Origin of the sequence: Megasphaera stantonii (genome assembly GCF_003367905.1) — a bacterium.
In the GTDB taxonomy this organism is placed as follows: Bacteria; Bacillota; Negativicutes; order Veillonellales; family Megasphaeraceae; genus Megasphaera; species Megasphaera stantonii.
Map to the genome: position 1 here is coordinate 1,737,876 of NZ_CP029462.1, position 15,065 is coordinate 1,752,940.

Consider the following 15,065-nt stretch of genomic DNA (forward strand, 5'->3'; position numbering starts at 1 on the left):
ATGATCGTATTTCCGGCGATAGATATACAAGGCGGCAAGGTCGTCCGCCTGCGCCAGGGCGTGAAGGAAGACAGCACGACTTACTTTGACGACCCCGTAAAGACGGCCGTCAAGTGGCGCGATGAAGGGGCTATGTTCCTGCATGTCGTCGATTTGGACGGCGCTTTTTCCGGCAATCGCCGCAATGCCGACGTCATTGGCCGCATCTGCGACACAGTCGACATTCCCGTCCAGGTAGGCGGCGGCATCCGCAGCGAAGAAGCGATTGCAACGTATTTGGAAGAAGGGGTCAACCGGGTCATCATCGGCTCCAAGGCCGTAGAAGACGCCGCCTTTATTACGGACATGGCCAAGAAATACGGCTCGGCCCTGGCTGTTTCCATCGACGCCAAGGGCGACATGGTGGCGACGCGGGGCTGGGTAGACGGCAGCGATAAGGAAGTCCTGCCCTTTGCCCATTTTCTCTTGTCCATCGGCGTCAACACCATCGTGTATACCGACATCAGCCGCGACGGCATGCTGACGGGGCCGAACATGGAAATGCTGTCCCTGTTGCAGCAGCTGCCCTTCATCCGCCTCATCGCCTCAGGCGGCGTGAGCGGCATCGACGATTTGAAGCAGCTCCAGGCCATGAAGGTCTACGGGGCTATTACGGGGAAGGCCTTGTACGAGGGGAAAGTTACAATGGCTCAAATCCGGGCGTTAGGGGGAATGTAGGATGCTGGCCAAACGAATCGTACCGTGCCTGGACGTGCGCGACGGCCGCGTCGTCAAGGGCAAGCAGTTTAAAAATATACGCGACGTAGACGACCCGGTGAAATTAGGGAAATTTTACTCGGAGCAAGGGGCCGATGAGCTCGTTTTCTACGATATTACGGCGACCCATGAAAAGCGGAATATCTTCATCGACGTCGTCCGGGCCGTAGCTGAAGCTATCGACATTCCCTTTACGATCGGCGGCGGCATCGCCAGTATCGACGATTTCCATCAGGTACTGCGGGCCGGGGCCGACAAGGTGTCGGTCAATTCGGCGGCAGTGATGCGGCCCGACCTCATCCGCGAGGCGGCGCTGCGCTTCGGCAGCCAGTGCGTCGTCTTGTCCATCGACGCCAAGCGCGACGGCCGCGGCGGCTGGCAGGTCTACGTCGAAGGCGGCCGGAAAAATACGGGCATCGATGCCATTGCCTGGGCAAAGCAGGGCGTGGCCCTCGGAGCCGGGGAAATCTGCATGAATTCCATGGATGCCGACGGCGAAAAAGCCGGCTTTGATTTAGAGCTGAACCGCCGTCTGGCGACGGAGCTGCCCGTGCCGATTATCGCGTCGGGCGGAGCCGGCACGATGGAAGATTTCAAGCGCGTCTTCGACGTCGGCGTCGACGCGGCCCTGGCGGCGTCGGTCTTTCATTTCGGGCAGATTCCGATTCCCGAGCTGAAGAAATACCTGAGCGAAGAGGGCGTCGCCATGAGAGGGGTAGAATAGTGGATACAGTACAACTGACAGATATACAATTTGACAGCCGCGGCCTCGTGCCGGCCGTCGTGCAGGAAGGGCGGAGCGGCAAGGTCCTCATGGTAGCCTATATGAACGCCGAGTCGCTGCAGAAGACCGTTGAAAGCGGCGAAACGTGGTTTTACAGCCGCAGCCGGCAGGAGCTGTGGCATAAGGGCGAAACGTCGGGCCATTTCCAGAAGGTACGGGATATCTTTGTCGACTGCGACGCCGACACGCTTCTGGTCGTCGTAGACCAGATCGGCGCGGCCTGCCATACGGGCAGCAAGTCGTGCTTCTTCCGCCGCCTCGACGGCTGGGACGGGACGTATGCGGGCAGCCTGTCTATGCTGTCCGATTTGCGCGACGAAATTGAAGAAAAGAAGATTCATCCGACGGAAAAATCGTATACGGCCTATTTGCTCCAGACCGGCATGGATAAGATCTGCAAGAAAATCGGCGAAGAATCGGCGGAGGTCATCATTGCCGCCAAAAACGCCGACGCCGGCGACGGCGCCGACCTGCGCCTGGAAGTATGCAAGGAATCGGCCGATTTGCTCTATCACCTATCTGTATTGTGGGAAGCGGCCGGCGTCAGCGTCAACGACGTCATGGCCGTATTGGAAGAACGGTCCCACGTCAAGGGAAATAAGAAAACGGTCGGGCATTTAGATAAGACCTTTTAAGGAGTCATCATGAAAACTGTTATTTTTGACGTAGACGGCGTGCTTCTCAGCGAAAAACGCTATTTCGACGTGTCGGCCCTGACGGTATGGGAATGGTACTACAGCCCGTCGTTTATGAATCTGGGCCATGAAACGGTCAGGGCGGAGCTGACAGACGAAGAAATCGACGCCCTGCGAGCCCGCTTTTGGCTCGACGACGCCATCCTGATCTGGCTCAAGAAACACGGCGTCAACAGCAACTGGGACATGACCCACGCCCATATTGTGGCGACGTTGTGGATGCTGCTGGAGCAATACAAGGCCGACGGACATTCGCTGGACGATATTGTCATAGAATCGATGGCCGACGTCTGCGCCCTGGGCCGGCGGCTGCAAGGGTACGCCGTTCCCGACGCCGCAGCGGTCATGGAGCGCCTTGCCGGAGCCGTGCCGGACGATGCCGGCAAGGATGACGTGTTCGCGTATTTGACGAAAGCCATCGAAGCCTCCTTGGGGATTGCCGCGCCATGGTCGGCTCTCGATTCCCCCTTATGGCAGCGGCACTTTGAAGCCTTTCAGGAATGGTATTTCGGCGACGAATTGTATGAACAGACCTACGGCAAAACGCCCTATGCGCCAGGGAAGGAGGGATTTCTGCGCCGTGAAGTCCCCTTGGGAACGGCCGAGGGCATACGGCGTATGTTTCAGGAGCTGAAGCGGCGCGGCTATGCCCTGGCCATTGCTACAGGCCGGTCGTACATGGAAATGGCCGTGCCCTTTGCGGCCTATCATTGGGATGAAGAATTTGATCCCCGTCACGTGGCGACCTATACGGACGTAGAGGAAGCGTCGAAGATGCTGGGCCTGTCCCTTGACAAGCCGAATCCCTTCGCCTATTATGCCGGGGCCTTCGGTACCTATCCTGAGCGGTATGCCGAGTATGTCAGCCGCCCTGATGAGTTCAAGGACGGCGAGTACTACATCGTCGGTGATTCCATGGCTGACATCTGGTGCGCCAAGGCCATGGGAGCCGTCATGATCGGAACGCTTACGGGACTGGACGGCCCGGCGGCGCGGGGTATGTTCGAAGCGGAGCAGGCCGACTACATCGTCGATTCTGTAGAAGATATATTGGATATATTGAAATAATGCGAAAGCTGCCGTAGGAAGAACGATTTTCTTCGTACGGCAGCTTTTTATAGTATGTAGTGCATTCATTTGACGGCGGCAGTGCCGGCAGTCCCTATCCCTTTCGGAAAGATAGTAAAATAGGGCTGCGCGTCCTGCGCAGCCCTGCCTGCTGAGAGAGAGAAAATATATAAAGGAATGTGGTATCGGAATTATTGACGAGCCGCTTTGACGGAAGCGATGAACTTTTTAGCCGCTTCGGTGATTTCAGCCGGCGTTTTTCCGCCGCCTGTCAGTGCTCCGCCTGCGCCGACAGCTACGCAGCCGGCTTTGATCCATTCGCCGGCGTTTTCGGCGTTGACGCCGCCTGTCGGCATGAGAGGAGCCTGAGGAATGGGGCCGTGGATGGCTTTGATGGCTTTCATGCCCAAAATTTCGCCCGGGAAGATCTTGATGACGTCGGCACCGGCTTCAAGAGCTGCGATGACGCCGTTGAGGGTCGTCGTGCCGGGCATGACGGCGATGCGGTAGCGGTTGCACAGCTTGACCGTTTCCAAATCGAAGGCCGGCGAAACGATGAACTGCGCGCCGTTTAAGATGGCGATGCGGGCCGTGACGGCGTCGAGGACGGTGCCGGCGCCGATGACGACGTCGGGGTTATCGGCATATTTCTTGGACAACGCGGCGATGACTTCATGAGCCTGAGGCGTCGTGAAGGCCAATTCGATAATCGTGACGCCGCCGGCGATGCAAGCGTCGGACATAGCCATGGCTTCTTCCGCGTCTTTGCCGCGAATGACGGCGCAGACGCCGACTTCCTGAATTTTCTTTACTACGTCGATCTTATCCATCATGTGAGTTCCTCCTATACATTCTGCTTGATCTTTTCAATCATGTCTGCGTATTCTTCGTCGGTCAGGAAGACGCGCTGCGGGTTCATCTCGAAGGTCGTGTTCCATTCGAACTGGTCCTTGTACTTCGGCACGAGGTGGACGTGCAGGTGACAGCCCGTGTCGGCGTAGGAGCCGTAGTTGACCTTGTCAGGATGAAAGGCCGCGTGAATGGCCTTGGCGGCGCGGGCTACGTCGTCATAAAAGGCATGGCGTTCTTCGGCGCTCATGTCGGTCATTTCGCTGATGTGGTCCTTATAGGCGACGATGCAGCGGCCGGGATGGCTCTGTTCCTTGAATAAGATGAGCATGCTGACGGACAAGTCGCAGATGTAGATGCCGAACTTCGCCAGCGGCTCGCCTTTTACGCAATATCCGCAGTGGGTGTTGATCATAACCAATCTCCTCCTATGGATACAAAGAATACGGGAAGGCCGGCGAATGCGGCGTCGGCCCTTCCTGTATAAACTTGTATACTAGTATTATATCAGATAGTTCCCAATAATTTCAATCTATTTTCCAAGATTATTCGATGGTGCCGTGTTCCCATTTGCCGTTGTTCAGGTCTTCGGCAATCTGTTTGAATTTGTCGTCTGTTAAACCGTAGAAGAAGTACAGGATGATGGCGGCAATGCCGAGGGCGACGCCGGGGTACAAGGTCATGGCGGCCTTGATGCCCGTCAGGGTCATTTCGCTCTGTACGGCGTTGGCTACATAGCCCGTGAGGACCAGGATGCCCGAGCTTACGATAGCGGCGATGGCCTGGGCGATTTTGCGGGAGAAGTTGAAGGCCGCGTAGGTAATGCCTTCTTTACGGATGCCGTTGTGCCATTCGCTGTAGTCGATGACGTCGGAGACGAAGGCCCACGTAATGCCGTTCGGAATCGCCAGGGCGACATAGCCGATAGTGACGAGGATGATGAAGGAATAGAGGTTCGTCGGGATGACGAAGTTCAGAATGTCTGCCGCGCAGCCGATGAGCAGGCCGCCGATGGCTGTCTTTTTCTTGCCGAACATCTTTACCAGCTTCGGAATGAGCAGGATGCCGATGACCGAGCAGCCCATCATGATGCCGTTGACGACAGGCTGCAGGCCCATGTGGCCCAGGTTATACTGGCAGAAGAAGATCATCATCTGGTTGTTCGTATTCATGGCGGAAATCGTGAATAAGGTCATCAAGATAATGCACAATAACGGCTTGTTGGTAAATACGATTTTGATGTAGTCCGAGAATTTCGCTTTCTGTTCCTTCGCCGTATTTCTCTTGACGGGAACGTGTTCGTGGCAGTTGAAATAGCAGATGGCAAAGCCGAGGACGCCGACGGCGGCCATGACGATGGAAGCCATGAAGAAGCCGTGGTGGGGCTGGTCAAACAGCAGTACGATGGGCACGAAGGCGATGCCCGTAATGAGCTGAGCCCCGATGGAGCCGGCCTGACGGGTTGTAGCCATCTGACTTCGTTCTTCGACATCGCGGGTCATGACGCTGGCCAGAGACGCGTAGGGGATATTCGTAAAGGAATAGACCAGGCCCCAGGCCATGTAAGCGCCGTAGGCGAAGAGGATTTTGCCGGCCGTGGAAATTTCCGGCATCGTAAAGGTAATAACTGTAAGAATGGCAAGAATAATACTGGAAATCATCATGACCGGGCGGAATTTGCCGCGGGGGCCGATGTTTTTACGGCTGTCGATAGCCGAACCGGCGATGGGGTCCATGAAGGCGTCGAAAATCTTCGTGAAGGCGAAGATCCCGGCTACGGCGCCGGCAGGGATTGTGCAGACGTCAATCCAGTATTTTGTTAAATAGGCCTGGCCCAAGTCGAACATGAAGCCGTTCCCAAAGTCGCCGAAGCCGTAACAGATTTTTTCGCGCCACGACAGTTTGACGTGGCCCGTTTTGGCGGCGTCCGTTCCGACGGCCGCCGTTGCTTGTTCGCTCATAATAGTTCCTCCTTATAAGGTAACGCCGTTCTTAAAGATAGCCAATTCGTGCTTGTCCAGTTTTTCCGACTTGGCGTGGATCTTGCCTGAGGCGACGTCGAGGATGTACTGGAAAAAACGGTCTGCTATACTATCCTTTGCTTCGCCTTCTACTATCGTTCCGGCGTTGAAGTCTATCCAATTTGTTTTAAATCCGGCCAATTTGCTGTTGCTGGAAATCTTAATGGTCGGTACGGGGCAGGCGAAGGGCGTGCCCCGGCCTGTCGTGAACAGGACCATGTGGGCTCCCGCCGCAGCAAGGGCGTTGGACGCGACTAAGTCGTTGCCCGGAGCCTGCAGAAGGTTGAGGCCTTTTTTGACGGCCCGGTCGCCGTACAGGAGGACGTCCTCTATGAGGGCTCGTCCTCCCTTCTGTACGCAGCCCAGGGATTTGTCTTCCAGCGTTGTAATGCCGCCGGCTTTATTGCCCGGCGAAGGATTTTCATTTACCTTTTCGCCGTAGCTCATAAAGTATTCTTTGAAATCGTTGATCAAGGAGACGGTCTTATCGAATACTTCTTCGTCGCGGGCCCGGTTCATGAGCAGCGTTTCAGCGCCGAACATTTCCGGTACTTCCGTCAAAATCGACGTGCCGCCGGCGGCGACGAGGCGGTTGGAAATCTCTCCGACCAGGGGATTGGCCGTAATGCCGGAAAATCCGTCGGAGCCGCCGCATTTCAGGCCGATAGTCAGGAGCGACGCGTCGCAGGGCTGGCGATAAAACTGGTCGGCGTAGGCGCACAGCTCTTTTACGATAGCCGTTCCGGTAGCGATTTCGTCTTCTACGTCTTGGCAGACGAGGAATTTAACCCGCTGGGGATCGTACTGGCCGATGACCTCTTTCATGAGGTCGACCTGGTTGTTCTCGCAGCCCAGGCTCAGGACGAGGACCGCGCCGGCGTTGGGGTTGTGGACGAGGCCGCTCAGCAGCTTCTGCGTGTGGAGCTGGTCGTCGCCGAGCTGGGAGCAGCCGTGGGGATGGCTGTAGGCGTAAATGCCGTCGATGCGTTCCGTTTTAAATGGCTGGGACGCCTCTTCGATGGCCCGGGCGATGCCGTTGACGCAGCCTACTGTCGGGATAATCCACACTTCGTTGCGGATGCCTGCCGTGCCGTCAGGACGCTTGTAGCCGAGAAATTCGTAGGTCTTGTCCGTCGTCAGTTCCCGGCGGTCGGCTTTTTCCGGCTCGTAGGTGTAATGGAGCAGGTCGCCGAGCTTGCTCTGTACGTTGTGCGTGTGAACCCAGGCCCCGGCGGGAATGTCTTCCTTGGCCGTGCCGATGGGAAAGCCGTATTTGACGACGTCCTGCCCCTTGGCGATGGGGACGACGGCGAGTTTATGGCCTGCCGGAATATCGTCCAAGACGGTCAAGGTCGTATTCCCGACCGTAACGGTTTCGCCTTTAGAGACGGGGGTTACGGCGACGGCTACGTTGTCTTTTTCGTGTATCTTAAATACTGCCATAGTCTGTCTCCTCATGCGTCCCGGCCCAGCTCTTCGATGTGGGCTTTTACGCCGACTTCAGCCATGCGGTCGATGTGGGCCGTCACGGCGTCGGCAAATCCGGCGATAGCCGTCAGATCTTCGCCCCAGAAATCGCTGCGGCTCATGACGGCCCGTACGTATTCGGCTGTCGCCTTGGCGGCGTTTTCCTTGATGAAGGCTAGCTTTTCGGCGTCGTCGTGGATTTCATAGGTGTTGCCGGCGGCGCGGGCGCCGATGAGGCAGCCGTCGCCTTCTTCTGTCGAGCGGTAGAAGGCCAGCAGGGCCGCTAAGGAATAGGTCAGCCATTTCGGCAGCTTGCCCGTGGCGGCGACGCTGTCCTTGAAGGTCGGCAGGATGCGGCCCTTCCATTTGGAAATGGAGTTGAGGGAAATAGCTAGCAGGGCGTGGTTGACGAAGGGGTTTTCAAAACGTTCGTATACGGCCTTGGCGAAGGCTTCCGCCTTTTCCCGCGGCAAGTCGACAGTCGGCACGATTTCCCCGAACACCGTCTGGTCCAGAGAGCGGCGGACGACGGGGTCGGCCATGCACTGGCCGACGTAATCGAGGCCCGACAGGTAGGCGCCGAGGACCATAGACGTATGAGCGCCGTTCAGGATGCGGACCTTCTGTTCTTTAAAGGCTTGGATATTATCGGTAAATTCGACGTGGAATTTGTCGGAGCCGATGGTAAATTTGTCAGCTAAGGACGGGTCGCCGATGACCCAGAGGGAGAACGGCTCGGCCTGGTCGAGGAGGGCGTCTTCGTAGCCCAGCTCTTCCTGAATGGCGTCGATATTGCCGGCCGGATAACCTGCGACGATGCGGTCGACGAGAGTGTCGACGAAGCGGCAGGCCGAAGCGAGCCAGGCGGTAAAGGCGTCGTCTAAGTTCCACAGGGCGGCGTATTGGAGGACGCAGCTTTTGAGGAGCTGGCCGTTGTCGTCGTTTAATTCTGTCGGCACCATGACCAGGCCCTTCTGTATGTCGCCTTGATAATAGGTATACCGTTCGTAGAGGAACTTCGTCAGCTTGGCCGGGAAGGTCGACGGCGGGCAGTCGGAGAACTGGTCGGCTTCGTTGTATGCGATGCCGGCGTCGGTCGTATTGGAAATGACGAATTCCAGGGCGTCTTCATGAGCCAGGGCCATGAAGGCGTCGTATTCGTCGCGGGCGCTGATGACCGAATCGATAGAGGTTATGACGCGGTTTTCCTTATATACCTGGCCGTCCTGCTGGCCGCGCAGGCAGACGGTGTAGATGTTGTTCTGCTTGGCAAAGCGGTCCGTCTTGCCCGAGCGGGGCAGGATGACGGCGATGTTGCCGTTAAAGTTGTTTTCTTCGTTGGCGATGTCGACGGCGTAGTCGGCAAAGGCCCGGAGGAACACGCCTTCGCCGAACTGCAGTATCTTGATCGGGCGGGACGGGCGCGTATAGAGTTCGCTTACATTTTTCATAGGTCTGTCCTTCTCCTGTGCTGAAATTTACATCTTAAAGCCGAAGTAGGCCGCTACGTTGTTGTAGCAAATATCTTCGACGAGCTGGCGGAGAGCGTCTTCGTCGTTAGGATATTCGCCGTTTTCTACGAGATTGCCGATCCAGTTGCAGAGGATGCGGCGATAGTATTCGTGGCGGGCGTAGGACAGGAAGGAACGGGAGTCGGTCAGCATGCCGAGGATGTTGCCGAAGACGGACAGGTTGGCGATGCTGGTCATCTGGTCGATCATGCCCTGTTTCGTATCGTTGAACCACCAGGCTGCGCCCTGCTGGATCTTGCCGCGGGCTTCCGGTCCCTGGAAGCAGCCGATAATCGTGCCGATCATGGCGTTGTCCGACGGCGTGCCCGAGTAGAGGATCGTTTTCGGCAGGATGCCCAGTTCATGCAGATGGTCGAGGAAGGCTGCCAGGCCCTTGCCGCAGTTGCCGGCGGCGATGCTGTCGAAGCCCGTGTCGGGGCCGAGCTTTTTGTACATTTCCGTGTTCAGGTCGCGGAGCGTCGCGAAGTGGAGCTGCATAACCCAGCCGCGTTTGTAGTATTCGCCGGCTAAATAGGTGAGGACAGCCGTTTTGTAGGCTTCCGTTTCTTCAACTGTTACGGCTTCGCCGCTGAATGCCTTGGTCATGATGGCATCGACTTCGTCTTCGCTGGCCGGGCGGCAAAATACGTATTCGATGGCGTGGTCCGTAGCGCGGCAGCCCATGTCTTCGAAGAAGGCGATGCGCTTGTCCATGGCCGTGCGGATGTCGGCGAAGGTCTTGATTTCCACGCCGGCAGCTTCGCCGAGGCGGGCCATGTATTCGGCGTAGCCGGCCTTATCGATGTTCAGCAGCTTGTCGGGGCGCATAGCCGGATATACCTTGGCGCTGCAGGTCTGCTCTTCTTTCAGCTTCTGATGCCATTTCAAATCGTCGGCCGGGTCGTCGGTCGTGCAGATGACCTTGACGTTGGACTGTTTGATGAGGCCCTGGACGCCCATGTCGGCGTCTTTCAGCTTAGCGTTGCACTTTTTGAAGACTTCTTCGGCGTTCTTTTCATTGAGCGGTTCGGTAATGCCGAAGTAGCGCTGCAGCTCTAAATGGCTCCAATGATAGAGGGGATTGCCAATAGCTCTTGGAAGCGCTTTCGCGTATTCGACGAATTTTTCCAAATCCGTCGATTCCTTGCCGGTAATCTTTTCTTCCGGCGTGCCGTTGGAGCGGATGAGACGCCATTTATAATGGTCGCCGCCGAGCCATACCTCCGTAATGCTGTTAAAATGGCGGTCTTCTGCGATTTCCTGAGGGGAAATGTGGCAGTGGTAATCGATGATCGGCATCGTTTCAGCGTAGTTGTGGAACAGGCGGCGAGCCGTTTCCGTTTCTAATAAAAAGTCTTTGTCCATGAATTGTTTCATAATGTAATGCGTCTCCTTTCATGTTTTCGACGGTATCTCTGCTAACTTTACTGTAAGCACTTACATTTGTTACTGTAAATGTACTACGGAAGAACATGGTTGTCAACGCAATATGCCGCAATTGTATAGGAATAGAAAAAATAAGGCGTTTTCATGCGTTTATCTCATTAAAAATTATGTGAAAAAACTATCAAAGTGTTGGAAAATAGATTCCTCTTCGCTATATATCTTGGAAAAACAGGGGATTTTTTCTCTGGACAGCGTAAAAAATAACTTTTGTATAAAGCGCTTACAATGAATAAGCTATCCCATTGCCATTTTTATGCTATAATATGGTAAAGCGCCGCGGCAGAGGCTGCGGCGGCGAGATTTTACGAGCAATACAAGAGGAATGATACGTTCATGAATATAACGATTTACGATATTGCCCAGAAATGCGGCGTGTCTATCGCGACGGTATCGCGAGTGCTCAACGGCAGCAGCCGCGTCAGCGAAAAGACCCGTGCCCGCATTCTGGAAGTCATGAAGGACATGGGGTACAAGCCCAATCCCTTTGCCCGCGGCTTGGGCCTTGATTCCATGAAAATCGTCGGCGTAATTTGTACAGATGTAGCCGATATTTTTTATGCCCGCGCCGTGTCGCTGCTGGAAGAGGGCCTGCGCCGCCACAACCTGGACGTCATGCTGTCCAATACGGGCGAGGACCGGGGCCGCAACAGCAAGTACATCACGGATATGACGGCCAAGCACGTCGACGCCATCATCACGATCGGCACGCCCTTTTCGTCGGAAAAGGATATACGGCAGCTGCAGCAGGTCGCGGAATCTGTCCCGGTCATTACGATCAACTGCGACTATCATCTGCCGAACATGTACAGCGTCGTCTGCAATGAAAAGGAAGGCATGCGCAAGCTCGTCCATTGGCTGGCGGAAAAGGGATGCCGCAAGCCGGCGTATTTATACGATTTCCTGACCTACAGCGGCCGCCATAAGCTCGACGGATTTTATCAGGGCTGCCGGGAATTGAAACTGGACGTGTCGGACGAGCGGATCTGCCAGATCGAGCGGACCCTCGAGGCGGCGGAAGCCAGCGTCGACCGCCTCGTCGCATCGCAGTGCGAATTCGACGCCATTCTGACGTCGGAAGACGTGCTGGCCGTCGGCGCCCAGCGGGCTATGCTGCGCAGCGGCATGAACGTGCCCGTCGTCGGCTGGAACAATTCGATTCTGGCCCAGTGCGCTACGCCGACCTTGTCGAGCGTAGACAATAAGCTGGCCAGTCTCTGCGCCGCCGCCGTCAATTTGGTAATTACCTTGACAGAAAACGGCGGAGACGCCGTGCCGGTGCGGACGGAATTCAGCGCCGATCTGGTAGAACGAGAAAGCTTCCGCCTGTAAGGGATAGGGGCGGAGAAACGAGGACAGGATATATGAAAATTCAGGATATACGCGTCGGGAAGGTGAGTATTCCCTTAAAGACGCCCTTTAAAACGGCCCTGCGGCGCGTCGATACGGCAGAGGATTTGATCGTGCAGGTGCGGGCTGACGATGGTTCCGTCGGCTACGGCAATGCGCCGGCGACGGTCGTCATTACCGGCGACAGCCACGAGTCCGTCGCGGCGGCGATCCTTCATACGATCGGGCCGAAGCTCGTCGGCCGGGATATCGACGACAGGGAAGAGATATTGCAGGCTATCCAGTCGGCTATGGTCCACAATACGTCGGCTAAGGCCGCCCTGGACATGGCCGTCCACGACTTGTTCGGCCAGCGGTACGGCATGCCGCTGCACCGCTTTTTCGGCGGGGCGAGATGCCGCGTCGTATCGGATTTGACAGTCAGCGTCAACGAGCCCGCCGTGATGGCCGCCGACGCGCGCCGTGCCGTCGCCGCCGGGTATCGCCATATCAAGGTCAAAGTCGGCCTCGACGGAGCCGAAGATTTCCGGCGCGTCCAAGCTGTGCGGCAGGCTGTCGGGCCGGATATTTCCATCCGCCTCGACGCCAATCAGGGCTGGAAGCCGAAGGAAGCCGTGCGGCTCATCCGCCGTATGGAGGATGCGGGACTGGACATCGAATTGGTCGAGCAGCCCGTGGCGGCCTGGGATTTCGAAGGGCTGAAGCAGGTGACGGATCATGTCGATACGGATGTCATGGCCGACGAGAGCGCTTTCAGCCTCCGCGACGTCTTCCGCCTGTTGTCCATGCGGGCCTGCGACCTCATCAACGTCAAGCTCATGAAGGCCGGCGGCCTGGGCCCGGCGGCAAAGATAGCGGCCCTGGCCGAAAGCGCCGGCGTCGGCTGCATGATGGGCTGCATGCTTGAGAGCAAGGTCGGCATTACGGCGGCGGCAGCCTTGTCGGCCGGCCGGACCGTATTCGTCAAAAACGACCTGGACGCTGCCGATTTGATGGCCAGCGACCCCGTAGAAGGCGGCATATCCTATGAGGCGAATGAGCTCGTCCTGCCGGAACGGCCGGGCCTGGGCATTACAGGCGTCAAAGGGTGGAAAGAACTGTAATTTCAGTTGACACTGCCTTTTGCCATATCCTATAATAATACGAGTATTACAGGCTGATTTCGCGTGGAATCAGCCTCTTTATATACGCAGATAAAGGAGGAACTCATGCGTTTACGGAGAAAACCGTGGATTGACGAGGCCATTTTGGATTACGCTTCGTTCGTCCACTTGGAACATTGTGAAGAACATAAAGGAAAATGGCGGGAGCTGTTCGAAGATCCGGACAAGCCCCTGTGGGTAGAGCTCGGCACGGGCAAGGGGAATTTCATTTCCCAAATGGCCCAGCTCCATCCGGAAGCAAATTTCATCGGCATTGAAATCCAGGTCGGCGTCCTGTATTACGCCGGCAAGAAATGCGCCGCCGCCGAGGTGAACAACGTCCACCTGCTGCGGTTCGACGTGGCCCGTTTGGAAGAAATCTTCGCGCCCGGCGAGGTATCCCGCTTTTTTATCAATTTCTGCGACCCCTGGCCGAAGAAGCGCCACGCCAAGCGCCGCCTGACGTACCGCGATTTTCTCGACCGCTACGCCCGTCTGCTGGCGGAGGGCGGCCGCATCGATTTTAAATCTGACAACGCGGGCTTGTTCGACTTTACGCTGGAAGAATTTAAGGAACGGCAGTGGCAGCTGTCGGAAGTGACGTACGACCTTCATCACAGCGATATCGTCAACGAAGCGATGACCGAATACGAAGCAAAATTCAGCGCGAAAGGACAGCCTATTTTTCATTGCGCGGCTATGCCGCCGGCCGGAGGAATAGGTCATGACGAAGGAAACTAAAGAACTGCGGCGGACCTACTGGGCCCTGCTGACGGCCTTTGCCCTGCTGGTCGCTATGGGCATGGCCAACGTATTCAGCGCGACCTTCGTGTCCGACGGCGTTCACGGCCGGTTTTTCAATCACCTGATGCGCCAGGCCATTTTTTTCGCCGTCGGGCTGGGGCCGGCGCTTTTCCTGTATAAAAAAGATTACCGCATATGGCGGAACTATACGAAGTGGATTATCATCGGAGCCGTCGTCCTCCTGCTGATCGTCTTTCCCATCGGCATCGTCGTCAACGGCGCGCGCCGCTGGATCGGCGTCGCCGGATTTACCTTTCAGCCGTCGGAGGTGGCGAAGCTGGCCGGTATTTTGTATGCGGCGTCCCATCTGGCCGACTTCTTGGAAAAGCGCAGGCCTATTGAATTTTTATACCGCCTGTCTCATGCTAAAGACGTCGTATTCTGGCGGCGGCTGCGGTTTGTGCCCCATATCGCCCTATGGGGGCCGCTGCTCATGTTCCTATTGGTCATGGAACAGCCCGACGCCGGCACGGCCTTTGTCATCCTGGCGATTCCGGCGGTCATGGTCTTTGCCGGCGGCGCGCGCCTGTCCCATATCAAGTGGCACTGCGCCGTACTGGGCGGCGGCGCGCTGCTGTACCTGTTGTCGGCGCCGTACCGCATGAACCGCATCATCGCCTGGCTCGACCCTTGGGAATATGAAAAGACTCTGGGCTACCAGACGGTGCAGAGCCTCATCGCCATTGGCTCCGGCGGCATCCTGGGACAAGGCATCGGCGACGGCGTCAGCAAATTCAGCTATCTGCCCGAAGCCCATACGGACTTTGCCTTTGCCATACTGGCCCAGGAATGGGGTCTGCGCGGGTCTATTTTTATCCTGCTCCTGTTCTGTACGGTCGTCTACTTCGGGGCCATGACGGCCTGGAACTGCCGGGATAAATTCGGCATGTTTACGGCCTTGGGCATTACGCTGTATTTCGGCGGCCAGGGCTTTATCAACATCGGCATGGTCTGCGGCGTCCTGCCCGTCGTCGGCGTGCCCCTGCCCTTTATCAGCTACGGCGGCACGTCCCTGGTAGTCAACATGGCGGCGGCGGCCCTGCTGCTCAACATTTGCCGGCAAAATTACAAACAGGCCATGGAGCGGGCCGCGGCGGAACCGCAGCCTGTTCTGCGGTCCATGAAGGAAGAAACGCGCAGCCGCTTTCCCCTGCGCTGATTGCATTAGGAGGAAT

At 56.8% G+C, this 15,065-nt stretch carries 14 protein-coding genes; 8 read left to right on the plus strand and 6 right to left on the minus strand.

The features are described 5' to 3' along the window. The 4 genes from hisA to DKB62_RS08110 are packed head-to-tail and all read left to right on the plus strand — an operon-like array spanning position 1 to position 3,303. Positions 1 to 717, plus strand: coding sequence for a 1-(5-phosphoribosyl)-5-[(5-phosphoribosylamino)methylideneamino]imidazole-4-carboxamide isomerase (hisA, locus tag DKB62_RS08095; RefSeq protein WP_107195448.1), 717 nt, complete (start codon positions 1 to 3; stop codon positions 715 to 717). A gap of 1 nt (position 718) precedes the next feature. Continuing rightward, positions 719 to 1,480 carry an imidazole glycerol phosphate synthase subunit HisF gene (gene hisF, locus DKB62_RS08100; RefSeq protein ID WP_107195447.1) on the plus strand — a complete coding sequence of 254 codons (762 nt, stop codon included), beginning with the start codon at positions 719 to 721 and terminating at the stop codon, positions 1,478 to 1,480. Then, complete coding sequence (hisIE, locus tag DKB62_RS08105; protein ID WP_107195446.1) at positions 1,480 to 2,175, plus strand: bifunctional phosphoribosyl-AMP cyclohydrolase/phosphoribosyl-ATP diphosphatase HisIE; 696 nt, start codon at positions 1,480 to 1,482, stop codon at positions 2,173 to 2,175. The genes hisF and hisIE overlap by 1 nt, the downstream gene beginning before the upstream one ends. Before the next feature lie 9 nt (positions 2,176 to 2,184). Next, positions 2,185 to 3,303 (plus strand): HAD family hydrolase, encoded by a 1,119-nt coding sequence (locus DKB62_RS08110; protein WP_198643446.1) that lies wholly within the window; start codon positions 2,185 to 2,187, stop codon positions 3,301 to 3,303. A gap of 191 nt (positions 3,304 to 3,494) precedes the next feature. On the opposite strand, the gene DKB62_RS08115 is transcribed toward DKB62_RS08110, so the two are convergent. The 6 genes from DKB62_RS08115 to uxaC all read right to left on the minus strand — a co-directional run bounded on the left by DKB62_RS08115 (position 3,495) and on the right by uxaC (position 10,528). Then, positions 3,495 to 4,136 (minus strand): bifunctional 2-keto-4-hydroxyglutarate aldolase/2-keto-3-deoxy-6-phosphogluconate aldolase, encoded by a 642-nt coding sequence (locus DKB62_RS08115; RefSeq protein WP_232818735.1) that lies wholly within the window; start codon positions 4,134 to 4,136, stop codon positions 3,495 to 3,497. A gap of 11 nt (positions 4,137 to 4,147) precedes the next feature. After that, on the minus strand, positions 4,148 to 4,567 hold the full coding sequence (locus DKB62_RS08120) for an HIT family protein (protein ID WP_107195445.1): 420 nt from the start codon (positions 4,565 to 4,567) through the stop codon (positions 4,148 to 4,150). Between the two features lie 130 nt (positions 4,568 to 4,697). Next, positions 4,698 to 6,113 (minus strand): glycoside-pentoside-hexuronide (GPH):cation symporter, encoded by a 1,416-nt coding sequence (locus DKB62_RS08125; protein WP_107195444.1) that lies wholly within the window; start codon positions 6,111 to 6,113, stop codon positions 4,698 to 4,700. 12 nt (positions 6,114 to 6,125) lie between these two features. After that, positions 6,126 to 7,616, minus strand: a complete 1,491-nt coding sequence (locus DKB62_RS08130) for a UxaA family hydrolase (RefSeq protein ID WP_107195443.1) — start codon at positions 7,614 to 7,616, stop codon at positions 6,126 to 6,128. An 11-nt stretch (positions 7,617 to 7,627) separates the two neighbouring features. Then, a complete protein-coding gene (locus tag DKB62_RS08135) occupies positions 7,628 to 9,091 on the minus strand; it encodes a tagaturonate reductase (protein ID WP_107195442.1) in 1,464 nt (487 codons plus the stop codon). A 27-nt stretch (positions 9,092 to 9,118) separates the two neighbouring features. Further along, the gene (gene uxaC / locus DKB62_RS08140) at positions 9,119 to 10,528 is read right to left on the minus strand and encodes a glucuronate isomerase (RefSeq protein ID WP_107195441.1); all 1,410 of its coding nucleotides are present in this window, start codon (positions 10,526 to 10,528) and stop codon (positions 9,119 to 9,121) included. A gap of 402 nt (positions 10,529 to 10,930) precedes the next feature. On the opposite strand from uxaC, the gene DKB62_RS08145 reads away from it, so the two are divergent. The 4 genes from DKB62_RS08145 (at position 10,931) to DKB62_RS08160 (ending at position 15,049) form a co-directional block, all read left to right on the plus strand. Continuing rightward, on the plus strand, positions 10,931 to 11,926 hold the full coding sequence (locus DKB62_RS08145) for a LacI family DNA-binding transcriptional regulator (RefSeq protein WP_107195440.1): 996 nt from the start codon (positions 10,931 to 10,933) through the stop codon (positions 11,924 to 11,926). A gap of 32 nt (positions 11,927 to 11,958) precedes the next feature. After that, on the plus strand, positions 11,959 to 13,047 hold the full coding sequence (locus DKB62_RS08150) for a mandelate racemase/muconate lactonizing enzyme family protein (protein WP_107195439.1): 1,089 nt from the start codon (positions 11,959 to 11,961) through the stop codon (positions 13,045 to 13,047). 105 nt (positions 13,048 to 13,152) lie between these two features. Beyond that, positions 13,153 to 13,827 (plus strand): tRNA (guanosine(46)-N7)-methyltransferase TrmB, encoded by a 675-nt coding sequence (gene trmB, locus DKB62_RS08155; RefSeq protein ID WP_087477925.1) that lies wholly within the window; start codon positions 13,153 to 13,155, stop codon positions 13,825 to 13,827. Then, positions 13,811 to 15,049: an FtsW/RodA/SpoVE family cell cycle protein gene (locus DKB62_RS08160; RefSeq protein WP_087477926.1), complete on the plus strand. Its 1,239-nt coding sequence runs from the start codon at positions 13,811 to 13,813 to the stop codon at positions 15,047 to 15,049. Before trmB ends, DKB62_RS08160 begins: the two co-directional genes overlap by 17 nt. Positions 15,050 to 15,065 lie beyond the last annotated feature (16 nt).